This is a genomic window from Martinezella tropici (genome assembly GCF_003287875.1).
GTDB classification, from domain to species: Bacteria; Pseudomonadota; Alphaproteobacteria; order Rhizobiales; family Rhizobiaceae; genus Rhizobium; species Rhizobium tropici_C.
Map to the genome: position 1 here is coordinate 13,456 of NZ_QMKK01000017.1, position 24,451 is coordinate 37,906.

General features: G+C 59.1%; 21 protein-coding genes and 1 pseudogene. 11 read left to right on the forward strand and 11 right to left on the reverse strand.

Going from position 1 to position 24,451, the window contains the following annotated elements:
• Positions 1 to 5 precede the first annotated feature (5 nt).
• From DQ393_RS01950 to DQ393_RS01980, 7 genes and pseudogenes are all read left to right on the forward strand, one after another.
• Complete coding sequence (locus DQ393_RS01950) at positions 6 to 320, forward strand: NIPSNAP family protein (protein ID WP_112340134.1); 315 nt, start codon at positions 6 to 8, stop codon at positions 318 to 320.
• Between the two features lie 55 nt (positions 321 to 375).
• On the forward strand, positions 376 to 1,386 hold the full coding sequence (locus tag DQ393_RS01955; RefSeq protein WP_112340135.1) for an ABC transporter substrate-binding protein: 1,011 nt from the start codon (positions 376 to 378) through the stop codon (positions 1,384 to 1,386).
• Positions 1,387 to 1,499: 113 nt separating this feature from the next.
• On the forward strand, positions 1,500 to 2,372 hold the full coding sequence (locus DQ393_RS01960; protein ID WP_112340136.1) for an ABC transporter permease: 873 nt from the start codon (positions 1,500 to 1,502) through the stop codon (positions 2,370 to 2,372).
• 1 nt (position 2,373) lies between these two features.
• Positions 2,374 to 3,174, forward strand: a complete 801-nt coding sequence (locus DQ393_RS01965) for an ABC transporter permease (protein ID WP_112340137.1) — start codon at positions 2,374 to 2,376, stop codon at positions 3,172 to 3,174.
• Complete coding sequence (locus tag DQ393_RS01970) at positions 3,171 to 4,250, forward strand: ABC transporter ATP-binding protein (protein WP_112340138.1); 1,080 nt, start codon at positions 3,171 to 3,173, stop codon at positions 4,248 to 4,250. Before DQ393_RS01965 ends, DQ393_RS01970 begins: the two co-directional genes overlap by 4 nt.
• A gap of 11 nt (positions 4,251 to 4,261) precedes the next feature.
• Positions 4,262 to 4,621, forward strand: coding sequence for an aldehyde dehydrogenase family protein (locus DQ393_RS34270; protein ID WP_112340139.1), 360 nt, complete (start codon positions 4,262 to 4,264; stop codon positions 4,619 to 4,621).
• Positions 4,622 to 4,740: 119 nt separating this feature from the next.
• Positions 4,741 to 5,016, forward strand: a pseudogene (locus tag DQ393_RS01980) (DDE-type integrase/transposase/recombinase); the annotation flags it as partial.
• A 35-nt stretch (positions 5,017 to 5,051) separates the two neighbouring features.
• Here the strand turns inward: DQ393_RS01980 and adhP are convergent.
• From adhP to DQ393_RS01995, 3 genes are all read right to left on the reverse strand, one after another.
• Positions 5,052 to 6,134 carry an alcohol dehydrogenase AdhP gene (gene adhP, locus DQ393_RS01985; protein WP_112340140.1) on the reverse strand — a complete coding sequence of 361 codons (1,083 nt, stop codon included), beginning with the start codon at positions 6,132 to 6,134 and terminating at the stop codon, positions 5,052 to 5,054.
• A gap of 201 nt (positions 6,135 to 6,335) precedes the next feature.
• Entirely contained in the window at positions 6,336 to 8,750 is a 2,415-nt protein-coding gene (locus tag DQ393_RS01990; protein WP_112340141.1) for a phosphoketolase family protein, read from the reverse strand.
• 70 nt (positions 8,751 to 8,820) lie between these two features.
• Complete coding sequence (locus DQ393_RS01995) at positions 8,821 to 10,005, reverse strand: acetate/propionate family kinase (RefSeq protein WP_112340142.1); 1,185 nt, start codon at positions 10,003 to 10,005, stop codon at positions 8,821 to 8,823.
• Positions 10,006 to 10,289: 284 nt separating this feature from the next.
• On the opposite strand from DQ393_RS01995, the gene DQ393_RS02000 reads away from it, so the two are divergent.
• Together DQ393_RS02000 and DQ393_RS02005 are read left to right on the forward strand one after the other, a co-directional pair.
• Positions 10,290 to 11,123, forward strand: coding sequence for a universal stress protein (locus tag DQ393_RS02000; protein WP_112340143.1), 834 nt, complete (start codon positions 10,290 to 10,292; stop codon positions 11,121 to 11,123).
• 68 nt (positions 11,124 to 11,191) lie between these two features.
• Positions 11,192 to 11,632: a hypothetical protein gene (locus tag DQ393_RS02005; RefSeq protein ID WP_112340144.1), complete on the forward strand. Its 441-nt coding sequence runs from the start codon at positions 11,192 to 11,194 to the stop codon at positions 11,630 to 11,632.
• A gap of 25 nt (positions 11,633 to 11,657) precedes the next feature.
• Here DQ393_RS02005 and DQ393_RS02010 read toward each other — a convergent pair whose 3' ends face one another.
• Positions 11,658 to 12,383: a response regulator gene (locus DQ393_RS02010; protein WP_112340145.1), complete on the reverse strand. Its 726-nt coding sequence runs from the start codon at positions 12,381 to 12,383 to the stop codon at positions 11,658 to 11,660.
• A gap of 142 nt (positions 12,384 to 12,525) precedes the next feature.
• On the opposite strand from DQ393_RS02010, the gene DQ393_RS02015 reads away from it, so the two are divergent.
• Together DQ393_RS02015 and DQ393_RS02020 are read left to right on the forward strand one after the other, a co-directional pair.
• Complete coding sequence (locus DQ393_RS02015) at positions 12,526 to 13,284, forward strand: Crp/Fnr family transcriptional regulator (protein ID WP_112340146.1); 759 nt, start codon at positions 12,526 to 12,528, stop codon at positions 13,282 to 13,284.
• A 21-nt stretch (positions 13,285 to 13,305) separates the two neighbouring features.
• Complete coding sequence (locus DQ393_RS02020) at positions 13,306 to 15,225, forward strand: hybrid sensor histidine kinase/response regulator (RefSeq protein ID WP_112340147.1); 1,920 nt, start codon at positions 13,306 to 13,308, stop codon at positions 15,223 to 15,225.
• A 10-nt stretch (positions 15,226 to 15,235) separates the two neighbouring features.
• Here the strand turns inward: DQ393_RS02020 and hemN are convergent, their stop codons facing one another.
• The 7 genes from hemN to DQ393_RS02055 all read right to left on the reverse strand — a co-directional run bounded on the left by hemN (position 15,236) and on the right by DQ393_RS02055 (position 24,248).
• A complete protein-coding gene (hemN, locus tag DQ393_RS02025) occupies positions 15,236 to 16,582 on the reverse strand; it encodes an oxygen-independent coproporphyrinogen III oxidase (protein WP_112340148.1) in 1,347 nt (448 codons plus the stop codon).
• Positions 16,583 to 16,661: 79 nt separating this feature from the next.
• Entirely contained in the window at positions 16,662 to 16,775 is a 114-nt protein-coding gene (gene cydX / locus DQ393_RS02030) for a cytochrome bd-I oxidase subunit CydX (protein ID WP_112338802.1), read from the reverse strand.
• Positions 16,776 to 16,797: 22 nt separating this feature from the next.
• Complete coding sequence (cydB, locus tag DQ393_RS02035; RefSeq protein ID WP_112340149.1) at positions 16,798 to 17,952, reverse strand: cytochrome d ubiquinol oxidase subunit II; 1,155 nt, start codon at positions 17,950 to 17,952, stop codon at positions 16,798 to 16,800.
• A gap of 5 nt (positions 17,953 to 17,957) precedes the next feature.
• Positions 17,958 to 19,553 (reverse strand): cytochrome ubiquinol oxidase subunit I, encoded by a 1,596-nt coding sequence (locus DQ393_RS02040; RefSeq protein ID WP_112340150.1) that lies wholly within the window; start codon positions 19,551 to 19,553, stop codon positions 17,958 to 17,960.
• A gap of 80 nt (positions 19,554 to 19,633) precedes the next feature.
• Positions 19,634 to 21,322, reverse strand: a complete 1,689-nt coding sequence (locus DQ393_RS02045; RefSeq protein ID WP_112340151.1) for an amino acid ABC transporter ATP-binding/permease protein — start codon at positions 21,320 to 21,322, stop codon at positions 19,634 to 19,636.
• On the reverse strand, positions 21,319 to 23,079 hold the full coding sequence (cydD, locus tag DQ393_RS02050) for a thiol reductant ABC exporter subunit CydD (RefSeq protein ID WP_112340152.1): 1,761 nt from the start codon (positions 23,077 to 23,079) through the stop codon (positions 21,319 to 21,321). The genes DQ393_RS02045 and cydD overlap by 4 nt, the downstream gene beginning before the upstream one ends.
• Positions 23,080 to 23,534: 455 nt before the next feature.
• Entirely contained in the window at positions 23,535 to 24,248 is a 714-nt protein-coding gene (locus tag DQ393_RS02055; RefSeq protein WP_112340153.1) for a CBS domain-containing protein, read from the reverse strand.
• Positions 24,249 to 24,451: the final 203 nt, after the last annotated feature.

Here is a 24,451-nt window from a genome sequence, read left to right on the forward strand (position 1 = left end):
AGCCGATGTTTTACGAGATCCGCACCTACAGGCTGAAGAACGGCATGATCCCGCAATATCTGAAGGCCGTCGAAGAGGAAGGGATTGCTATCCAGAAGGCGCATCTCGGCAATCTTGTCGGTTATTTCCATTCGGAAATCGGGGTGCTCAACGAGATCGTGCACATCTGGGCCTATTCAAGCCTCGACGATCGCGAGGCGCGGCGCAGGCAGCTGGCGGCGGACCCCGAATGGCAGGCTTTCCTGCCAAAGATCCGCGACCTGATCGAACAAGCGGAAAACAAGATTATGAAGCCCACCGGTTTCTCCCCATTGGAATGAACGGGCAGGCGCGTAAGGCATGCCTCTAAGAACTTAAAAACAAGGACAAGGGAACATGAAAGCAAGAATTGCACTCGCGGCCTTTGCCGCAATGATAGCAGCATCCATGCCCGCCAAGGCCGAGACAATGGTCTTTACGAGCTGGGGAGGAACGACGCAGGATGCACAGAAGGTCGCCTGGGCCAACCAGTTCACGGCAAAGACCAACATCGGCGTCATGCAGGACGGCCCGACTGATTATGGCAAGCTGAAAGCGATGGTCGAAGCCGGCCAGGTCAGCTGGGACGTCGTCGACGTCGAGGGTGATTATGCCGCGCAAGCCGGCAAGGCGGGTCTGCTTGAAAAGCTCGACTTTTCCGTCATCGACAAGTCCAAGCTCGATCCGCGTTTCGTCAGCGACTACTCCGTCGGTAGCTTCTATTATTCCTTTGTCATCGGCTGCAACGCCGATGCGGTCAGCGCCTGCCCGAAGACCTGGGCTGATCTCTTTGACACGAAGAAATTCCCCGGCAAGCGGACCTTCTACAAATGGTCCGCGCCGGGCGTCATCGAAGCGGCGCTCTTGGCCGATGGCGTTCCCGCCGACAAGCTTTATCCGCTCGATCTCGATCGTGCCTTCAAGAAGCTCGATACGATCAAATCCGATATTGTCTGGTGGTCGAGCGGCGCGCAATCGCAGCAGCTGCTGGCGTCGGCCGAAGCGCCTTTCGGCAGTCTCTGGAATGGCCGCATGACCGCGCTTGCCAATAGCGGCGTCAAGACGGAGACCTCCTGGAGCCAGAACATCACGGCAGCGGATTCCCTTGTCATCCCGAAGGGTGCGCCGAATCTCGAAACGGCGATGAAGTTCATCGCGCTCGCGACCTCGGCACAGTCGCAGGCCGATCTGGCCAAGGCCACCGGATATGCGCCGACCAACCTCGGTGCGGCGAAACTCATGGACCCTGAGATAGCCAAGACATTGCCCGACCAGCAGACCGCCAGTCAGGTCAATGCCGACATGAATTACTGGGCCGCGAACCGGGATGCCATCGGCAAGAAGTGGTACGCCTGGCAGGCGCAGTAAGCGGCGGAGATGATCAGACCACCGCGGAAAATCTCCGCGGTGGGGCAATGCGAGGTCCAGGCCCGCGAGTAGTGATCGCTGCTCATTGGCGCCCATGATGGGAAAGGATTGCTATGTCGACATACATAGACGTTGCGGACGAGGTCGCACCGGCGCGCAAGGCGGCAAGGCCTACCGGATTTGCCCAGGTGGCGCCGGCTCTCGCTTTCGTCGCGATCTTTTTCATCTTTCCGGTCATCGCGCTGCTTTTGCGCAGCGTGATGGAGCCGGCATTCGGCTTTGGCAATTACTCGGAATTGCTGGGCTCCGAGACCTATCTGAAGATCTTCGGAAATACATTCATCGTATCGGGTGTCGTGACCGTCTTGTCGCTGCTGATCGGTTTTCCTGTCGCATGGACGCTGGCGATCATGCCGTCCCGCTGGTCTTCCGTCGTCTTTGCGATCCTGCTGTTGTCGATGTGGACCAACCTGCTGGCGCGAACGTATGCCTGGATGGTGCTTTTGCAGCGCACGGGATTGATCAACAAGATGCTCGTCGGCATGGGCCTGATCGACAAGCCGCTTGCCCTCGTCAACAACCTGACCGGTGTGACGATCGGCATGACCTATATTATGCTGCCCTTCATCATCCTGCCGCTCCACGGCGTCATCAGGAAGATCGATCCGGCCGTGCTACAGGCGGCGGCACTCTGTGGCGCCAGCCGTCTGCAGTGCCTCACTCGCATTCTGATACCGCTTGCCGCTCCCGGCATGATGGCGGGGGCCTTGATGGTGTTCGTCATGTCGCTCGGCTACTACGTCACGCCGTCGCTGCTTGGCGGCACCGCGAACATGATGCTCGCCGAACTCATCGCTCAGTTCGTGCAATCACTCGTCAATTGGGGCATGGGCGGCGCGGCGGCCTTCGTCCTGCTCGTCGTCACTTTGACGCTCTATGCCGTCCAGCTGCGGCTCTTCGGCGTTCAGAGCACGGGAGGACGCTGAGATGCTGCTGAATTTCGATCGTCTCGGCTGGTGGAAATATGTGCTGCTTGCCATCACCGTCCTGACCGCGGCCTTTCTTCTTCTTCCGATCCTGTTCATTGCAGCCTTGTCGTTCGGTTCATCGCAATGGCTGATCTTTCCGCCGCCGGGCTGGACCTGGCGCTGGTACGCAGAACTGCTTTCCGATCCGCAATGGCTGGCTTCCGCCTGGACGAGCTTCAAGAGCGCTTCGATCGTCACCGTGCTTTCGGTGCTGCTCGGCCTTGTGACATCCTTCGGCCTGGTGCGCGGGAAGTTCATGTTTCGCGATGCGCTGAAGGCACTGTTCCTGACGCCGATGATCCTTCCCGTCGTCGTCTTCGCCGTCGCTCTCTACGCCTTCTTCCTGCGAATTGGGCTGGGCGGCACCTTGGTCGGCTTCGTGTTGTCCCATCTTGTTCTGGCGCTCCCCTTTTCCATCCTCTCGATCGCTGGCGCGCTCGAAGGCTTTGACAAGTCGATCGAGGATGCCGCCGTGCTTTGCGGCGCGTCTCCGCTGGAGGCGAAGATCAGGGTCACGCTGCCCGCCATCAGCCATGGATTGTTCTCGGCTGCTGTCTTCTCGTTCCTGACGTCCTGGGATGAGGTGGTCGTGGCGATCTTCATGGCGAGCCCTACGCTGCAGACGCTGCCCGTCAAAGTCTGGGCTACGCTCCGGCAGGACCTGACGCCAGTGGTTGCTGCCGCCTCCACGCTTCTCATCCTATTGACGGTCATGTTGATGACGCTGGCCGCGACCGTGCGCAAGGTTCTAAAAAAATGAGCGAATCCTTCCTGAAGATCAAAGGCATCCGCAAGGAATATGGTCCCGTCGTCGCAGTTCACGATGTCAATCTCGAGGTCACGCGCGGCGAGTTCCTGACCTTTCTCGGCCCCTCCGGCTCGGGCAAGAGCACGACGCTTTATATCCTCGCCGGTTTCGAGAGCCCAACCGAGGGCGATATCTTGCTGAACGGCGAGACGCTGCTGTCGACGCCATCGCACAAGCGGAATATCGGCATGGTGTTCCAGCGCTATACGCTATTTCCGCATTTGACTGTCGGAGAGAATATCGCCTTTCCGCTAAAGGTTCGCCGCAAATCCAAGGCAGAGGTCGACAGCCGGGTCAGGGAAATGCTCCGCCTTGTCCGGCTCGAAGGCTTCGAGGATCGCAAGCCCGCGCAGATGTCGGGCGGCCAGCAGCAGCGCGTCGCTCTTGCAAGGGCACTCGCTTACGATCCGCCGGTGCTTTTGATGGACGAGCCGCTCTCGGCGCTCGACAAGAAATTGCGTGAGGAAATCCAGCACGAGATCAGGCGCATCCATCAGCAGACAGAGGTGACGGTCCTCTATGTAACCCACGATCAGGAGGAGGCGCTGCGCCTGTCCGATCGCATCGCCGTCTTCTCCAAGGGCGTCATCGATCAGATCGGCACCGGCCCGGAACTTTACGCCAATCCGCGCACGCGTTTTGTCGCTGAATTCATCGGCGATAGCGATTTCATCTCCTGCGTCCTGTTGTCGTCGGGCAATGGTCAGGCGACGATCTCGCTCGGTGGCCAAGCTGTGTTCGAGCATATTCCCGTGCATGGCCGCGCGGCTTCCGGCAGCAAGGCGGCGCTGATGCTGCGGCCTGAGCGCATTCGGCTGGGACACGGCAATAGTGAGGGCAAAGGCCTTAGCGCCACCGTCAGTGACATCACCTTCCTCGGCAACAACGTGCATGTGGCAACGCAGACGGCGACCGGCGAAGCCCTGTCGGTGCGCCTGCCGTTTGGGCATGAGGCGATTTCGCAGTTGAGCCGCGGCGACAGCGTTCATCTCGAATTCGATCCCGGTGCTGCTCACGTGTTCTGCTGAAAAGTCGTTATATGAAGCTCGCTGATCCCTCGCTTTTCCGCCAGTCATGCCCGGTCTCCGATCTCGGCGCCGCGGAGACGGAGGAGGCGATCAGATCGGCCGACATCGCGAAGAAGCTTCAGGCGAGCAAGACGGCCGGGGAACGGGCGCCCATTCTCAAGGCATCGCACTGCCTGATGATCGAAAATCGCGACGATCTGGCGACGACCCCGACGCTGGAGCAGGGAAACCCTTGGCCTCGGCCAAAGTGGGATCGAAGAGACTGGCCTCAGGAAGCCTTAGCTGCCCTAAATCGGCTGAAGGAAATCGAACCTAACGGTGACATACGAAATCGGATCGAAGACTTATTAGCGAAAAAAGAGTTTCAATAAACTGCAGAAAATTTCAGCTAGATCAAGCCTTTGGCTTGCTGACGAAGCTCGCATAGAGGGAGTTTTCTTGATACCAAGGTCGCGGGTCCTGATCCCATCACATCAAACGAATACTTTTGATGAGCGATGTTAAACGGCGCCATTTTCGGAGCAAGGTGATCTTGTGGGCGGTGCGCCGGTATCGCCGCTACGGGTGAGTTACCGTGATCATCCAGCAGATGATAGGCGGGCGCGGTGTGTCCGTCGATCATTCTAGGATATATCGCTGGGCCCAGAAATGTGCGCCAAAGATTGAAAAGCGGCTGCGCCGGCCGCAATCGACGAGTTGGCGGGTCGATGAAACCTATGTGAAGGTTCGTGGTAAATGGACATATCTGTACCGCGCTGTCGACAAGTCGGCAACGCGATATAGTCCTCAGACGGAGGCGTCTCACACCTGAAACAATTTACCATCTGTTACCGGCTTCGCGGTCGTGATCGGCATGGTGAAATCCAGAACCATTCGACCCTCGATCTTGCCGGCCTTGAGCTTGGCAAAGATTGCATTGATGTCGCTTAACGGCGCTTTGGTGATATCCGCCTTGACCTTGCCGTCGGCTGCAAAGGCAATGGCCTCGTCCAGATCGCGGCGCGTCCCGACGATCGAGCCGCGCAAGGTGATTCGCTTGAGCACAACGTCGAAGATCGGGGTAGGGAATTCGCCCGGCGGCAGGCCGACGAGGGCGACCGTGCCTTTGCGGCGCACCATTTGGAGTGCCTGGGAGAAGGCCGGCGGCGAGACGGCTGTTACCAGAATGCCGTGTGCTCCGCCGCCGGTCGCCTTAAGGACGTCGGCTATTGCGTCAGGCGACCGGGCGTCGATCGCGACATCGGCGCCCGTCGCACCCGCCAGAGCTAGCTTCTCCGGTGCGACATCGAGTGCCACGATCTTAAGGCCCATCGCCTTTGCATATTGGATTGCGATATGGCCGAGGCCACCGATGCCGGAAATTGCCACCCATTCGCCCGGACGGGCTTCGGTTTCCTTCAGTCCTTTGTAGGTGGTGACGCCAGCGCACAGAATAGGGGCGATCTGCGCAAAATCAACGTTGGCCGGAAGCCGTGCGGTGAAGGCCGCCGAGGCGATGACATATTCGGCAAAGCCGCCGTCGCAACTGTAGCCGGTATCATGCTGGTGCTCGCACAGGGTCTCCCAGCCTGTCTCGCAATATTCGCACCGCATGCAGGCGTCATGCAGCCAAGCGACCCCGACCGGATCGCCTTCCTTGAAATCGGTCACTCCCGGCCCAAGCGCCGCGACGACGCCGGCAACTTCATGGCCTGGAATAAACGGCGGTGACGGTCTCACGGGCCAATCGCCGTCCGCTGCGTGGAGGTCCGTATGGCAAACACCGCAGGCAATGACCTTGACGAGAAGCTCGCCCGGTCCGGGAACCGGCACCGGCACATGCTCTATCACAAGCGGCTCACCGAACCGGCGCACGACCGCCGCCGCCATTGTCTTTGCAATCATCACTCGTCTCCTTCATCCATTTCAAAGTTGATGAGGCGAGACTAGCCGTAACGGCAATGCCGACCATGACATAGATCAACGCTCAATATTCAGTCCAATGACAGCCTCGTTCGAATGGGTCTAGTAGATCGTGTTTGAATGCTTACGACAACGTCACCTACCATGCTGGAGCCGATCCCGGTCCCTCGATGAAGCATCGCTTCAGGACAAACGATCCCCATTGTCGCCATAGGGCCATTTCCAATTGCTGATTTCCGGCATGTCTTCACCGTATTGGCGAATGTAGCGACCGTGCTCTTCGAGCTTGTCGCGGAAAAGCTGGATCACATCCCGTGCCTTTTCCTTGAGACCCGGCACGCGCTCGATCGCCTCGATGGCAAGATGGTAGCGGTCAAGCTCGTTGAGAACGGTCATGTCGAAGGGCGTCGTCGTGGTTCCTTCCTCGATGAAGCCGCGGACATGGAAGTTGCGGTGGTTGGTGCGCCGATAGGTGAGGCGGTGGATCAGGTAGGGGTAGCCATGATAGGCGAAGATGACCGGCCGATCCGGTGTGAAAAAGCCGTCGAAGATCTCGTCGGCGAGACCATGAGGATGCTGTTCGCTCGATTGCAGCGCCATCAGATCGACGACGTTGACAACGCGGATCGACAATTCCGGGATATTCTGGCGGAGAAGATCGACGGCAGCGAGCGTCTCCATGGTGGGGACATCGCCGGCGCAGGCCATGACCACATCCGGTTCGATCGCGTTCTGTTCGTTACAGGCCCAATGCCAAATGCCGATGCCGGCTTCGCAATGCTTCGCCGCTTCATCCATCGACAGCCATTGCAGCTCCGGTTGTTTGCCGGCGACGATGACGTTGATGCGGTCATAGGTTTTCAGGCAGTGATCCCCGGTCCATAACAGCGTATTGGCATCCGGCGGCAGGTAGATGCGCACGGTGTCGGCTCTTTTGTTGGCAACAACATCGATGAACCCCGGATCCTGATGGCTGAAGCCATTATGGTCCTGTCGCCAAACGTGCGAAGTCAGAAGGTAGTTCAGCGAGGAAATCGGTTTGCGCCATGGCAGTTCGCGCGACACCTTCAACCATTTGGCATGCTGGTTGAACATGGAATCGATAATGTGGATGAAGGCTTCATAGCAGGAGAACAGACCATGGCGCCCGGTGAGCAGATAACCTTCCAGCCATCCTTGGCATAGATGCTCGCTGAGGACCTCCATGACCCGGCCGTCTCGGGCAAGGCTAACGTCATAGGGTTTCATCTCCTCCATCCAGACACGGTCGGTCACTTCAAAGACGCTACCGAGACGGTTGGATTCCGTCTCGTCTGGGCCGAAGATGCGGAAGTTGGCGTGATCGGCATTGAGGGTCAGGATGTCGCGCAGATAATGGCCAAGGACCTCGGTTGATTGCGCCATTGTTCGGCCGCGCTCCTCGACGGCAACCTTATAGTTGCGAAGATCAGGCACAACGAGTTCACGGCGCAGCAGCCCGCCATTGGCATTTGGATTGGCGCCCATGCGGCGTTTCCCTTTCGGCGCCAGTGCAGATAATTCCTCTTTCAAGCGCCCGTCGGCGTCGAAAAGATCCTGCGGATCATAGCTGCGCATCCAGTCTTCCAGGATTTTTCGATGGCTGGCGTCCTCGCGGCAGTTGGAAACCGGCACCTGATGCGCCCGCCAGAAACCCTCGACTTTCTTGCCGTCGACTTCCTTCGGTCCCGTCCAGCCTTTCGGGCTTCTCAGCACGATCATTGGCCAACGCGGGCAGAAATTGCCGGGAGCGCCGGTGCGGGCCTCAGTCTGGATGGCGCGAATGCGGTCGAAGACCTGTTCAAAGGTCGCAGCCATCGCTTGATGCATATGGTGCGGGTCAGAACCTTCGACGAAGAACGGTTCGTAGCCATAGCCGATGAAGAGATGACGCAGGTCCTCGTCGGTGTCGCGACCAAGGATGGTCGGATTGGCGATCTTGTAGCCATTGAGATGGAGGATGGGCAGCACGGCGCCGTCGCGGGCCGGATTGAGGAACTTGTTGGAATGCCAGCTGGCGGCCAACGGACCGGTTTCAGCTTCGCCGTCGCCGACGACACAGGCGGCGATCAGGTCGGGATTGTCGAGGACGGCGCCATAGGCATGAACCAATGCATAGCCGAGCTCGCCGCCCTCGTGGATCGATCCCGGAGTTTCGGGGGCGGCGTGGCTGGGAATGCCGCCGGGAAAGGAAAACTGACGGAACAGTTTGCGCACGCCGTCCGCATCTTCGGAAATGTCCGGATAGATTTCGCTATAGGTGCCTTCGAGATAGGTGTTGGCGACCATGCCGGGGCCGCCATGGCCAGGCCCGCAAATATAGATGATATCGAGATCGCGATCGAGGATGATCCGGTTGAGGTGGGCGTAGATGAAGTTGAGCCCTGGTGTCGTACCCCAGTGGCCAAGCAGGCGCGGCTTGATATGCCCGGCCTGTAGCGGCTCGCGCAGTAGCGGATTGTCCAGCAGGTAGATCTGGCCGACCGAGAGGTAATTGGCGGCGCGCCAATAGCGATCGATGAGGTCGAGTTCGGCGGCGTTGAGTGGATGCGCAAAAGTTGCGCTTGGCTGCTTATCCATGTGGTCGCTCCAATTCAATATGGTCATTCGTCAGCCTACCGCGAACCACGCGATAGGCGGTTGATCTGGATCACTCAGCCGCCAAAACTGACAGCGCTTCATTGGCGATGATCTGCTCCTCGTCCGTTGCGATGACGAAGGTCGCGACAGGGCTTGCCGATGTGCTGATGATGGGCCCGCTAGTGGCGTTCGCATTATCGTCGAGGGCGACGCCCAGCCATCGCAGGCGACCGCAGATCGCAGCCCGAATTTCCGGCTGGTGTTCGCCGATCCCGGCGGTAAAAACGATGCCGTCAAGGCCGCCCAGCGTTGCCGCCATACGGCCAATTTCTCCCGCAATGCGCAAGGCAAGGAGATCGATCGCTTCGCGCGCCTCAGTGCGCTCGTCCTTCAGGAGATCGCGCGTGTCGCCGCTAATACCCGACACGCCAAGCAGGCCTGAGCGATGATAGAGCATCTCCTCAAGGTTGCGCAGCGTCCGGCCTTTCGGCCCGAGAAGATGCAACAGCACGCCGGGATCGAGAGCGCCGCAGCGTGTTGCCATCGGTATGCCGTCGAGCGTTGAAAATCCCATGCTGCAGTCACGGCTTTCGCCGCCATCGAGGGCGCACAGGCTCGCACCACTGCCGAGATGCGCGACAATCACCTTGCCCGCGGCCACCTTCGGTGCGCGCGCTCGTAGTTCCGTGGCGATGAAAGCATGGGAAAGACCATGAAATCCGTAGCGCTTGATCCCCTGATCGTGCAGTGCACGGGGCAAGGCAAATCGGCGAACTAGATCGCTCTGGGTTGCGTGGAAGGCTGTATCGAAGGAGGCCGTCTGCGCTAGCGTCGGTCGTAGATGTTTGACCGCACGGATCAGGCGGAGCGCCTGAGGCTGGTGCAAAGGCGCGAGCGCGGTCAACTGGTCTATATCGCCGATGCTAGTCTCGTCGAGGCGAATGGGACCGACGAACCGCTCGCCGCCATGTACGACACGATGACCGACAGCCCGCACGGCATCCATGTTGAAATGCCTGCCGAGTGTTTCGAATGTTTCGGCGATGACATTGCGCAGATCCTCACCGCCTTCGGCGTGTATGAACGTGTCGAAGACTGCCGGTCCTTCCGTCAGATGAAGCGACAGCGGGCGCCTGCTGAAGTCGACCAAACCCTTGCCGATGCGACGTGCTCCGTTCACATCACATTGGAATAAACCGATCTTGAGCGTTGACGAGCCCGCATTGAATGTGAGCAGCAACTTGGCGTCAGTCATCATGGTTCCTTCGGTTGGAAATCAGCTGCCAACGATTAAGCCGAGACAGTCGGCTGCGATGAAATGTTGCGCCGAGTTTCCACCCAATCCGGAGAGCTTGACCAAGCTTGAATACAGCCATCGCTTCTAAGGCTGGCCTCCGCCTTTTGCATTGACCCACATCAAGCTGTGTGACGCCAGCGATCGATCTTCGATCCGGGGTGTTGACCAAGATCAAGGCGCAGCGCCCGCCGGTGCATAAACTCAGGCCCATCGAACAACGAGTTCAAACAGGAGGTGTGACCATGCAAGCGAAGACCATTTTGAGTGTCATCGGCGTCAATCAAGATGATGACGATCTGCGTTCCGCAATCGAATTGTGCCGGGAGGCGAAAGCCCATTTGTCCGTGCTGGTGACGGCACTCGCTGCTCCGCCGATCGGCGGACATGGCGAAGTGACGTCCACGGTATGGTTCGAGGAGCGTGAGCGTCAGACGGAAGATCTTCGTCGGAAGGTCGCTGCTACCAACGCCATTCTGCAGGCGGATGATGTTTCATTCGACGTAAACAGCCTCTTTACGGAATACGGATGGGCGGAGAATGAAATCGGAGACCGGGCGCGCTATGTCGACCTGACGCTGATCGGCGGCGGCTTTCTGGCCCATGACGACATGCGGCAGGAAATTTTGAACGGAGCCCTGTTTCGGTCGCCGGCGCCGATCCTTCTTGTGCCGAAAGGGCATGCCGCTTCTCTTCGCCCGAAAACGGTCTTGGTTGCGTGGGACTCTCGCAACGAGGCGAGCATGGCCGTGCGGGCTGCGATGGACCAGCTGATTGCGGCCGATAGCGTGTGTGTCGCCATGGTCGATCCATCCGCGACGATCGGCAGCAACGGCGAAGAGCCTGGAGCCGATGTCGCGACCTTCCTAGCACGGCATGGAATCCGGGTCTCGGTGGATGTCTTGCCCAGCGGCGGGCGTGCTGTCGCGGACGTGCTGCGTCAGCATGCGATCGATATCGGTGCCGAACTGATTGTCATGGGTGCTTACGGGCATTCGCGGGTGCGTGAGTGGATCTTCGGAGGGACGACGCGCTCCATGCTCGAGCAGACGCCCGTTCCGTTGATGATGACACGCTGACACCCAATTGGCTCATGACCCCGCCGACAGGTGTGGTCGATTGCCTTTATTCTTGGAAAGGAAGAAGAATGGCTGGCACTTATGTTATCGCCGCGCTGCGGCCGGATCAGATCGTGCAAGCCTATCCTCTTGTCCAGGCAGCAGTTCCAAACCTTGGCATGGTTGCATGGCGCCGGATGGCATCCGACGCCAATCGCCACGACGAAATCCTCGTCGCGGTCAACCCTCGAGGCTACATTCAGGGCCTAAGCATCTATAGGCCCTGCGATCATCCCGCCGTCGGGCTGCTGCTTGACGTCATTTTTCTGATTGTCGCAAGTGCAGCTGATGAACGTGGCATTGCGCAAACCCTATTGGCGAGCATTCGATCGCGGGCCAGGGAACTCAAGTACAACCAAATTAGATTCTGGAATCAAAATCCGGGCAATTGGGAACAGATGCACGACGAGGAGCGCGTTTATCGATTGGATCACGGGCTTATGATGTTCTGCAACGAAAGGGACCGATGAGGATTCGTTCGCAGCGAGGTCGCCTTTATCTCTTTGCGGTAAAGACGTAACCCACACCGCGTATCGATTTGATCAACTGTGGATGCGTGGAATCGGCCTCGATCTTCTTGCGCAGTCGCGCGATCTGGGCATCGATCGTCCGATCGTACACCTCCAGATTCCGGCCGCGCGTCGATTCCATGAGGAATTCGCGGTTGAGCACCCGCCCGGCATGGCGCGCGAACACGACCAGCATGTCGAATTCGCCGGTGGTCAATTCGATTTCGATTTTGGCCGGTGAGAGAAGCTGCCGTTTGCCGATATCGAGCTGCCAGCCCTCGAAACGAAACACGTCACCGGGTTCGGTTTCCTGAGCTTTTGCCGCCGGTTGTCGGCGGCGAAGAATGGACTTGAGGCGAGCATGCACTTCCCTGAGATGAAAGGGCTTGGCGATGTAGTCGTCGGCGCCAACCTCAATTCCGACGATCCTGTCGACAACATCGTCGCGACCGGTCAGCATGATGATCGGAATGTCCGACTGGCTGCGGATTTCGCGGGCAAGGTCCAATCCGTCCTCGCCACCGGGCAGGACCCAGTCCAATAGAATGATATCAAAATTGTCTTGCTGCAGAGACGCTCGCATCTCAGGGCCGTTCGATGCAGTGCTTACGACATACCCTTCGTCCTCGAAGTAGCGTGTCAGCATCTGACGGATTCTGGGGTCGTCGTCCACGACCAGAAGATGTTCACGCCGCTGCTGATCGAGTGCCATTGCAAGGGTTCCAGTAAAGACGGGCTGCGACCTGTGACAATCCGTTACAAAATTGCACGATCTCTAACACGCGTAACATTCGGCTGTCACTCGGAAGGCAACAATCTACACGGCATCGGAACAACATTTGAGAGGGATTGTCATGTTGTCGGCAAAGAGCGCTGAGCGAGCTCAGAGTTACAATGAGGTTGTCGTTGCCTTCGATACCGAACCGACCTGTCTTCAATCACTGTTCTCGAAGCAACCACTGGAACAATTGGATGCCGGCGGAACGTTGTTCTTCGAGGGCGACCAGGCAAAACAGCTCTTTGAGCTGGTAGAGGGGGTTCTGCGCATTTTCAAGATCATGGCGGACGGCAGGCGCGTCATCACAGGCTTCCTCTACCCGGGCGATCTTGTCGGCGTTTCCCTCAGAAATCACTATCTCTATAGCGCCGAAGCCGTAACCCCTGTCAGATTGCGCCGTTTCTCCCGGAGAGCCTTCGAGGATACGGTCGGCAATTCGCCGGAACTGAGGCCGCAACTTCTTGCCCGTCTCTGCGACGAAATGGCGGCAGCCCAGGATCAAATGGTGTTGCTGTCCTGCAAAAATGCCGAAGAGCGGCTTTGCAGCTTCTTGCTGCAGCAGCTGCAGCGGAAACGAGAACAGGATCGCTCATGCAGTGTCGTTGATCTTCCGATGACCCGTCTCGATATCGCCGACTATCTGGGCCTCACGATCGAAACAGTTTCCCGAACCATGACGAGGCTGACAAACAAGGGTATCGTCGGTCCCGCGGGTCGCCATTCCATCCGCATTTTAAAGGCCAGGATGCTTGCACATCTGGCGGGAGAGGGTGATGAATGCGACGATCGCTATTCGCCCGTCATTTCCTTGGATGATGCCCGGCGGCGCCACTAACCGAATGCAAATGGAAGTTCGATGATCGATCAGCCCTCAGGACAGCAGGCCGCGGAAACCAGGTTGGACGAAATCGCCCAGATCCTCGATAGCGCGAATATTGTCGTGCACACGTTCGACGGAATTATCCGCAGGTGGACGTCGGGATGCGAGCGGCTCTACGGCTGGACCCAACAGGAGGCCATTGGCCGGGTGGTTCATGAGTTGCTGTCGACTATTTTCCCGGAGCCTCTCGAGGAAATCCGCGGCAAGGTCGCCCGGCAGGTTGCTTGGCAGGGGGAGCTTGTGCATCTACACAAGGACGGCAGGCCCGTCGTCGTGACGAGCCGTTGGGTTGCGGCATCCTCTGCCGATCCAGACCAACACGTCATCGTTCAAACGAATAATGACATCAGTCACTTAAAGCAGATACAGGCGGATCTGGCCGAGCGTGAGGCTCATCTGCGGTCAATTCTGGCGACCGTCCCCGAATCGATGATTGTGATCGACGAATTAGGAGTGATCGCGTCCTTCAGCACCGCTGCGGAAAAGCTGTTTGGATATTCGGCGGAGGATGTGCAGGGAAAAAACGTTTCGATGCTGATGCCTTCGCCAGACCGCGAGGCCCATGATGGATATCTCTCGCATTATCTGACGACCGGCGAGCGCCGCATCATCGGGTACGGCCGCGTGGTCAGTGGCCGACGCAAAGACGGCACGGTCTTTCCGATGGAATTGTCAGTTGGCGAGGCGATCGCCAACGGCAAACGAATATTCACCGGCTTCGTCCGTGACCTGACGAGCCGCCACAAGATCGAAGAGGAACTTCGACAATCACAGAAGATGGAAGCCATAGGCCAATTGACTGGCGGCCTGGCCCATGACTTCAACAACCTGCTCACCGTCATCAGCGGCAACCTGGAAATGATCGAGGCGCGGCTGCAGGATCCGAAGTTGCTGTCGTTGGTTTCCGAGGCACAGGCAGCGGCCGAGGACGGGGCGAAGCTTACCGCTCAACTCCTTGCCTTTGGTCGTCGCCAGCCTCTCAATCCCAAGCTTATGGACGTGGGGAGGTTTGTATCCGGCTTTTCCGATCTCTTGCGCCGCACATTGGGCGAGGCGATCGAATTGCGAACCGTCATTACTGGTTCGGCGAACGAAGCACTTGTCGATGGCTCTCAATTGCAAAATGCTCTCCTTAACCTCGCCATCAACGCACGGGATGCGATGCCCCGCGGTGGGCTTTTGTCGATAGAGATTTCTCGCCAGCGGCTCGATGCTGACTACGCACGCATGTATCCGGAGGTCCGGACCGGTGAATACGTGTTGATTGCAGTGACCGATACCGGTGTTGGCATGTCGAGCGAGACGAGGGAGCGTGCCTTTGAGCCGTTCTTTACGACAAAGGGCATGGGGGCTGGTACTGGGCTTGGCCTCAGCATGGTCTATGGCTTTGCCAAGCAGTCAGGTGGCCTTGTCCAGCTCTATAGCGAGATCGGCCAAGGGACGAGCGTTCGCATCTTCCTGCCTGCTCAAAAGGCACGAACGGAAATGGAGCCAGTTCATGCAGACGACAAGAAGCCTGACATGATTCCAAAAGGCTTCGAGCGTATCCTCGTCGTCGAGGACGATGCTCGTGTTCGCCGCGTCACCGTCTCCCGGCTTCTCGATGCCGGATACAGTGTCCTTGAGGCAGGCAATGGAACCGAGGCCCTGGCCCTTTTCCAGGAGAATCACGACATCGCATTGCTGTTTACTGATGTCGTCATGCCGGGCGGCATGGCTGGGGATGAACTGGCACATAAAATCCGGGCCATGCGCCCTGAAATCAAGGTGCTATTCACATCCGGCTATGCCGAACCCACGATCGCCGGTCGCGAATTGGCGGAGGCTGGCAGTTGGTTGAAAAAACCCTACACCGCCCGCCAACTTGCTATCCGCCTGCGTGAGCTGCTCGATTAACTTTTTGCATTCAAACGGCGGCGCTGTGGCGCGCTTTGTTGGTTGCCAGATAGCGATCGAAGCGGGAGGCAATCGTGCGGACAAAGGGCCGCCACTCTGGCTTCATTGAGAATACATCCCCATCAAAGTGGACGACGTCGGACTCTACCGCTGCAACGTCTTCAACCTCTGCCAAGAAAGCGTCGACCTCGGCTCCGAAAGCTCGCTTCAGATCGGAGAGGGAGAAGGAGAAATTGCACATGAGGCTCTCGATCAACCTGCCGATGATGCGATCGGAAGGCGAAAGTGCGAAGCCGCGCATAGTAGGAAGCTCGCCGGCTCTGACCTTGCGGATATAGTCCGCAGCAGAAACCGAGTTCTGGACATAGCCTTGTGGCAGCCTGCCGATCGAAGATGCTCCAAATCCGATCAGCGTCTCAGCATCGTCCGTCGTGTATCCTTGGAAATTGCGTCTCATCCTTCCATCGCTGGCAGCAGTGGCAAGATTGTCGTCCTGGTCGGCGAAATGATCGAGACCGAGTGCGATATAGCCGGCTTCCACCAATTGAGCGGCACCACCGCTTGCCATGTCGAACCGCTCGGCCGGACCGGGAAGGGTATCTTGATCGATAAGGCTTTGGTGTTTTTTCACCCAGGGGACATGCGCATAACCGAAGAGTGCAATACGATTGGGCCGCATCGACACCGCGAGATCGATAGTCCGTCGCAGCGTCTCCGTTGTCTGTAGCGGCAGACCGTAGAGAATATCGAGATTGATTGAGCCGATGCCGGCGTTGCGCAAGGCTCCCACGACGGCTTGTGTCTGCTCGAAACTTTGTGGCCGATTGATTGCCCTTTGAACGTCGGGATCGAAATCCTGGATGCCGAGGCTTGCACGCGTGATGCCAAAGCGGTGCCAAGCTTCGAGCTTATCATGGTCCGCATTGCGCGGGTCGATCTCGACGCTGATCTCACAATCCGGATCCAGGTCGAAAGCACCATCGAGTTTCGCACGAAGACTGCCGATGTCCTCAGGCTCGATCACGGTCGGCGAGCCGCCACCGAAATGGACGGCGCTCACACGCCGCCGACTCGGAAGAATCCGCGCTGCAAGTGCGATCTCCTCCCCAAGCGCGTCCAGATAATCGTCAACGGGATCGTAGCGTCGTACCTGCTTGGTATGACAGCCGCAAAACCAGCAGAGCCGATCGCAAAAGGGCACATGCAAGTAGAGCGAAACGGGTTTATGTGGATCCGTCTCGCCAAGCCATCTGGCATAGCACGCGCCGTCAATGCCGTCGTGAAAATGCGGCGCCGTCGGATAGCTGGTGTAACGCGGCACGGGTTGAGTGTAACGGGCAAGCGAACTGGTGAGCACGGGAGGCGTCTTTCAATTGATCAGGCAGAGGGATCGATTGGTGGGCATGGGCCGGGCGACGTGCCCGGCCGCCGGGGTACTATCCACGCTTGTTCTTCTCGGTATTGTCGTCCACGAGTTCGTACCACATGGCGTTGAGGACGGCGAAGGCGGCGGCAAGCGGGAAGCCGAGAAGCCAGGCGAAATACCACATGTTCTTTCTCCTTGTATGGGGGTTAGTAGGCGTGGCCGTTCTTGTCGTTGACCATCTCCTCGTCGACCTTGCCCCACAGCACGCGATAGACCCACGCGGTGTAAACCAGGATCATCGGCAGGAAGATCAGCACTGCGATCAGCATGACGAACAGCGTCATATGGCTTGAGGACGCGTCCCAGACCGTGAGGCTGGAGCGGAGGTCGAGTGAAGAAGGCAGGATGAAGGGGAACATCGAGACGCCGACCGTCGAGATGATGCCGAAGATGGCGAGCTTGCTGAAGAGCAGGGGCGCCACTTCACGGCGAGCAATCATCGACAGCAGCGTGGCGATGGCACCAATGAAGCCGAAGATCGGAGCGGCTATCATCCACGGATGGCTGCCGTAATTTGCAAACCAGACACCGCTGCCGTGATCGACCGTCTTCAGGAGCGGATTGGACGGCCCGATCGGATCGATCTGGCTGGTAATGCGATAACCGTCGACGCCGTACCAGAGAGCAAGGCCGCCAAGGGCAAAAAGCACGATCGTCGCAAGCGCCGCCAGGCTGCCATAGCTGCGTGCGCGTTCCGCGACAACGCCGCTGGTTTTGAGCTGCAGCCATGCCGCACCGTGCATGGCGAGCATGGCGACAGAAAGGAGGCCGCAGAGTAGGGCATAGGGATTGAGCAGGCCGAAGAACGAGCCTTCATAATAGATCCGCATATCATTATCGAAGCGGAAGGGTACGCCTTGCAGCACGTTGCCGACCGCAACGCCGAAGATCAGCGAGGGAACGAAGCCGCCGATAAACAGCGCCCAATCCCAGCCTGTCTTCCAGCGGGCGCTCTCGCGTTTGGAGCGGTATTTGAACGCAACCGGCCGCAGGATGAGTGCGAAGAGGATGGCGAACATGGCAAGGTAGAAACCGGAGAAGGACACGGCGTAAAGCGGCGGCCAGGCGGCGAAGATCGCGCCGCCGCCGAGTAGCAGCCAGACCTGGTTACCCTCCCAGGTCGGGCCGACGGAATTGATGGCGATGCGTCGCTCCGTATCGGTCTTGGCGACGAAGGGAAGGAGCGCGCCAACGCCGAGGTCGAAGCCGTCGGTGACGGCAAAGCCGATCAAAAGCACGCCGAGCAGCAGCCACCAGATGACGCGCAGGGTTTCGTAGTCGATCAACTCATGAAGGATCATGGTGGTTACTCCGCAGCAGGAATGAGAGTTTTGGAGGTGAGGTCGGCTTCTGGTTCGTCGCCCAGTTGCGGGCCTTTGCGAATGGCTTTCACCATCAGACTCATTTCGATAACGATCAGCGCCGTGTAGATCGCCGCGAAACCAAGCAACGTGATCAGCACGCTAACAGCTCCAAGATTGGAAACGGCAGCGGCGGTTGGCAACACGCCTTCGATAACCCAGGGCTGGCGGCCGAATTCCGCCACGACCCAGCCAAGCTCGATGGCGACCCAGGGCAGGGGAATGGCGAAGACCGCGATGCTCAGCAATAGCGGATAGTGATCCAGCTTCCGTCGTGCCGAGAGCCAGAAGAAGACCGTCGTCAGCAGGATGAAGAACAGGCCGAGCCCGACCATAATGCGGAACGACCAGAAAAGCGTCGGCACATTTGGAATGGTGTCGCGAGCCGCTTGCGCGATCTGCTCCTCCGTTGCCTGGCGTGGATCGTCGACGTAGCGCTTGAGCAGCAGGGCATAGCCGAGCTCGTGGCCCATATCCTCGAAGGAGGTGCGCGCGGTTGCGACATCCTGCGAAACTTCTCCGGGCGCTGCCGGCTTTGCCGCACGGATCTTCATCAGCGCATCATAGGCCTTGATGCCCTCGCGAATATGGTCCTTGGCCTGTTCCTCGAGCTTGTCGATGCCAGGGATTTCCGTCGTCAGCGATCGCGTCCCGATCAGGCCCATGGCCCATGGAATGTGGATGGCATAATGGGTCTCGCGGGCCTCCTGATCCGGGAAGCCAAAAGCGGTGAAGGCAGCCGGCGCCGGTTCGGTCTTCCACATGGCTTCGATTGCTGCGAGCTTCATCTTCTGATGCTCGGTCGTCAGATAGCCGCTTTCGTCACCGAGCACGACGACTGACAGCGCCGAAGCCAGGCCGAAGGATGCGGCAACCGTCATTGAACGCTTGGCGAGCTCGACGCTGCGGCCCTTCAGGAGATACCAGGCCGAGACACCGAGCACGAAGACCGAGGCACAGACATAGCCCGCCGAGACAGTGTGAACGAACTTTGCCTGCGCCACCGGATTGAAGACGACATCGAAGAAACTGACGATCTCCATGCGCATGGTCTGCGGGTTGAGCGCCGAGCCGGCCGGGTTCTGCATCCAGCCATTGGCGATCAGGATCCACAGCGCCGAGAAATTCGAGCCAAGCGCAACAGCCCAGGTGGCGACCAGGTGGCCGACCTTCGACAGCCTATCCCAGCCGAAAAAGAACAGGCCAACGAAAGTCGCCTCGAGGAAGAAGGCCATCAATCCTTCGATCGCCAGCGGCGCGCCGAAAATATCGCCAACGTAGTAGCTGTAATAGCTCCAGTTCATCCCGAACTGGAATTCCATCACGATGCCGGTTGCAACGCCGAGTACGAAGTTGATGCCGAAGAGTGTCCCCCAGAACTTCGTCATCTGCCGCCAAATCTGGCGGCCGGTCATGACATAGGTCGTTTCCATAATGGCAAGCAGCACGGAAAGGCCGAGCGTCAGCGGCACGAATAAGAAATGATACAGCGCCGTCATGGCGAACTGCAGGCGCGACAGCGCCACGATATCGAGTTCCATAGTCTTTCTCCCACCCCTTGCGGTGTTTGATGCACCGCAGCCTTGGATGAGCTGCGGTTATGAGTGATCGCTCGGCCGCGTCAGTCCTGCCTTAGCCGTGCGAGTGCTGCGTCGAATTCAGCGTCTCCCCGCCGCACATTCGTGACGATACGACCTTGATCGAGAAGGACGATTCGGTCGGCGATCTCGGCTTCACGGCGAATATGCGTGGCGATAACCAGCGAGCGGCCGCGGCTGCGGTCGGCAATGCGTTGCATCACGTCACGTCCCGTTTCACGGTCGAGCGCTTCAGTCGGCTCGTCGAGAAGCCAGATCGGCGTGTCACGCAGGAACATGCGAGCAAGCGCCAGGCGACGGGATTGTCCGCCGGATAAGCCAAGCCCGCTTTCGCCGAGGCGGGTGTCGAGGCCTTTCGGCAGGGCCAGTACGTCTTCCAGGAGGCCGGCATTCGCAAGCGCCGCGTCGAGCATCTCGTCGTCTGCATCCGGGTCAGCAAGGCGCAAATTATCCCGCAGACTGTCTTGGAACAGCTCCGTGCGTTGGGTGAGCATCGTCGCCGGAGCGGTTTCGACCACGCCGCGTTCGATGGCGAGTTCGCCGGCCACGATGGCAAACAGGGTCGACTTTCCGGCTCCGCTCGGGCCAATCACTGCGAGATGCTCGCCCAATGCCAGAGACAGCGTGATATTCTCCAGCGACGCCATCGCGGCTCCGTCATATCGGGCGGAGACGCCGGAGACTTGGATGGCAAGCCCGTCTTCCGGCATAGAATGTGCGGGCGGGTGAGCAGTGTGTATCGGACGAGGGGAAAGGCGCCGAGCGGCAAGCACGGTGCGACCGAGCTCCAGCGCCCCACGGCGCAGCGCTGCAAAAGGTTCGAGCGCTGCAAGGGCTACCAGCAGGCCGAGAGCGGCAACCGGCGCACCGATAAGGTTCCGCTCGGCCAGGGTGGTGACCGCCAGCAAAGTGCCGGACAGCAGCGCAGCCGAGGCGAGGCCGAAGCCGGCGACAACACCGCTTTCGATCCGGTTCAGCGTATCATCTGCCTCTCGCAAACGATAATCGGCGACAGCGAGCGCCGCGCATTGCGCCTGCAATCTGCCGGCCATGACGAGTTCGGTCTGTCCGGCGACGAGATCGATGGCGCGCGAGCGCAGCGCTTCTATCGCATGCGCACGCCGCCGTGCCGGTTTCAGCGCTAGACGTCCTGCAAGGGCGGGAATGCCAAGACCGGCAGCGACAAGCCATAGGCCAACGAGCAGCGCGAACGGGACCGAGAGCAGCATCAGCGCGATGCTGACCGCCAGAGCGGAGACGATGGCGACGGCGGCCGGCACCAGAATGCGCGAATAGAGAGAGTCGAGCGCATCGATGTCCACCGTCAGCCGGAAGAGCAGCTTGGCAGGCCTGCGCATCAACATTGTTGCTGCACTGGGTGCCGCCCAACCGCGAAACAGATTTTCGCGAAGCGCGGCAAGAACACTGAGCGTCGCGTCATGGGTAGTCACCCGTTCGCCATAGCGTGCAGCGGTGCGAAGGATCGCCAGCAGCCTGATGCCGGCGGACGGGGCAAAGACATCGAAGGTGATGGCCGTTGCCGTCAGGCCGGCAAGCGAAGTCGCCGTAATGAGCCAACCCGAGAGCCCGAGCAGAGCGATGCCGGCAAGCACGGTAAGGGCCGACAGCAGCGCGCCGAGCAATAATACGCGTCCGCGCGCCGCCAGGAAAAGCCGACAGATGGTATAAAGAGCGGGGAATGTCGACCTCATGCGGCTTCCTCCCGGACCGATGCGTCGATATGGATTAGCCGGCCTATCCTTGCGGCCAGAACCGGGTCGTGTGTGGCAACAACGAGTGTCCGTCCGCGAGCAACTACCAATAATGCCTCGGTGATTTCGCGTGCGGTTTCGCTGTCGAGATGCGCGGTCGGCTCGTCTGCGAGGATGATGTCGATATGTGGGGCCGCGGCGGCACGGGCAATCGCTAGCCGCAGGGCCTCGCCACCGGACAGACCTGCCCCGCCTTCGCCGATGGACGTGACGCCACGCTGGGTCACAGTTCGCCGCAGATGGGCGAGGTCAATCGCTCGTTGTACCGCGTGCGGGCCGACTTCGGGTCGGCCGAGCGTGATGTTGCTGGTGATCGTGCCGGCAAAAATATGCGGCCGCTGCCCGATCCAAGCCATCCGGCGGCGCAGCATTGCGGCGCAGGTGTCGTCAAGGCGCTCTGCGCCAATATGGATCAGGCCATTCTCTGGAAGGGCCAGACCGGCAATCAACGATAGCATCGTTGTCTTGCCAGCACCGCTTTCTCCGAGGAGAGCCACATGCTCACCGGCTGCGATCGCCAGGCTGAAACCGTCGAAAACAGGCATTTGTTCAGCCTGATGCCGGAAACAGAGCCGTTCGACATTGATTGACGGCAGCGTACGATCACGGCTGGTTTCCGCCACCTTTTCATCGCGCCAGCCAGGCAACGTCATGCCAGTGCTGGATAGTGCGTCGAGAGCGTCCAGGGCTGCCTCTCCGGCTGCCCGGTCGTGCCAGACCGCCGATAGTTCTCGCAGAGGCTCGAAGAAGCTCGGAGCCAGCAGGAGAATGAACAGACCTTGGGTCAGGCTCAATCTGCCGGACCACGTGCCGACATCGATTGCGCCGAGCAGATTGAAGCCGACATAGACGGCCATTGCGGCAACGCCCAGAGCGGCGAACAACTCCAGAACTGCCGAGGATAGAAAGGCTATCTTGAGCACAGCCATGGTTCGCATCTTGAGCTGTTCTGCATCAGCCCGCAGTCGCAAGGCGGTGCGATCGACGGCGCCGAGCGCGCGAATAGTGGCAAGGCCGCGCAGCCGGTCGAGGAGAAAAGCATTGAGCCCGCCGGTCTCGGCCAGTTGCTTTTCGCTTGCGGCCTTGGCTCGCCAACCGATCAAGGCCATGAACACGGGGATCAGTGGCGCCGTAAAGAGCAGAATGAGGGCTGCAACCCAGGAAACCGGTGCAACGCAGATGAGGATGACCGGTGGGACGGCACTTGCTTTCAGCCGCGCCGGTCGGAAGCGAGCGAGATAGGGCACGATGGTTTCAGCCTGCTCGGCGACGAGACTTGCGGCAAAACCGGACGCTGGACGATCGCTGTCCAGTGGCGATCGGGCGGCGAGTGCCGTAACGGCAATCTCGCGCCGCCGGCTCAGTTCTGCGCGCGCGGCTTGAAAGGCCAAACGTCCGCCCAAGGCATCCAGCCCGGCACGCAAGGCGCCAAGGAGAAAGACGAACAGCGCCGGTACCGCCGTTGCCGTTATGCTATGTCCGTCAGCGATCACGCCTATTCCACTGGCAAGCAAGGCTGCTTGGGGTATCCAGAGGAGTGTCGCCAGCGTTTGCACGAGGGCGGCCGGTGATAATTTGGCGCGCATTGTCCTTGGCGGCCGGTCTTTTGGGGAAGACGGTTGGATTGAGCTGTCGGTGACGTCGGTCTCCGCCTCTCGTCTGACTTCCGATCCCGTATCGAAGAATGCGGTGGTCATCGTGCCTGCCTCTTGTCGATGGAGTTGGCGCTCATGCCCTTGCGACCGAGCAAATGACGCGCGTCTTCGCTGCTTCGACAAGCACGAGATGAATGAGGAAGGATTGGACGAGAGGCGCAGGGCTCATGATGATTTCCGTCGCTTCATTGCTTTTAGACAATTCTAAATGCACTTCATTCAGTGCGAGATTTTTGGGTTGGTCTGGACTGTCTGAATGGTGAACTCGACGTTTAGTAATCTGCCTGTGACGCTTCAGCTTTGACCTAGGTCAACTTCGAGAAATTATGAGAGACGGGTGTTGCCAGACAGAGTCTCAGCCAGTGGGGAAAAGCTCGGTCGTCACCAACAGCTAGTTTTTGGCTGTCCGAGGAATCCAGATGGCGATCAAAACGGCGCGTCGAGCCAGTCGTTCGCCGCCCGCCATATCGCCTTTGTGCCTATGGCGATTGTGTTGTTCAGACCGCTTCACTCGGCGCCGGCATGGCAACACCGAGATAGGGATCGATCCATGTGATCTGGTCGGTAACGGACTTGACGCCCGGCACATTCTCCGCTGCAACCTTGGCAGCCAGTCGCTCTCTTTCGTCGAAGATAGTGCCGGACAATTCGACAACGCCGTTCTGAACGCTGACTTTTATAAAGCCATTCTGGCTCCAGCTCTGATGGGACAGCTCGGCAATGACCGCCTCGGCGATCTGATCGTCGCTGGCCTGGACCTTCTCCTTTGGCAGCATGTTCGCCAGCGCCCGCAACAGGTCTGATCGGCAGACCATCCCGATCACTTTGTCTTGGACGACGACAGGCAAGCGCTTGATCCCATGCTGCTCCATCAGGTCGACGGCAACGGTGAGCGTTGCATTGGGAGCGATAGTGACAACCTCCGACGTCATCACTTCTTCAACGTTGCGGCCATGCGAAAGAACATACTCATCAGCAAGCTTGCCGGGGCTGGTCAGAAACTCGAGCAGCCAGGATCGCTTGCGCTCCGTCTGCAATTCCGAGCGGCGAAGGAAATCGCCTTCGCTGACAATGCCGACGATGTTTCCGTTGGCATCAACGACTGGAAGACCGCTGACGTGACGGTCGAGCATAATCGTTGCCGCATCCACCACCGATGTTTTGGGACTTACGGTGATGGCTGGTGCGTTCATGATTTCTTGAATGAGCATGGTCGTCTCCCGGCGATGGATTTGGTTTGTGGTGCCGATAGGGGTTTGGATTGTTCCATGCCGAGAAGGTTACAGAGCGCACGATTGCGATGCTTTGATCGACATCAAATGAGCGGGGCTAGTTGAGGTCATTGGCAAGTTTTGTTTGCGCGACGATGGACCGCAGACCATTTGCTTGAAAGCTGCGCTGCAACTTCAAACAG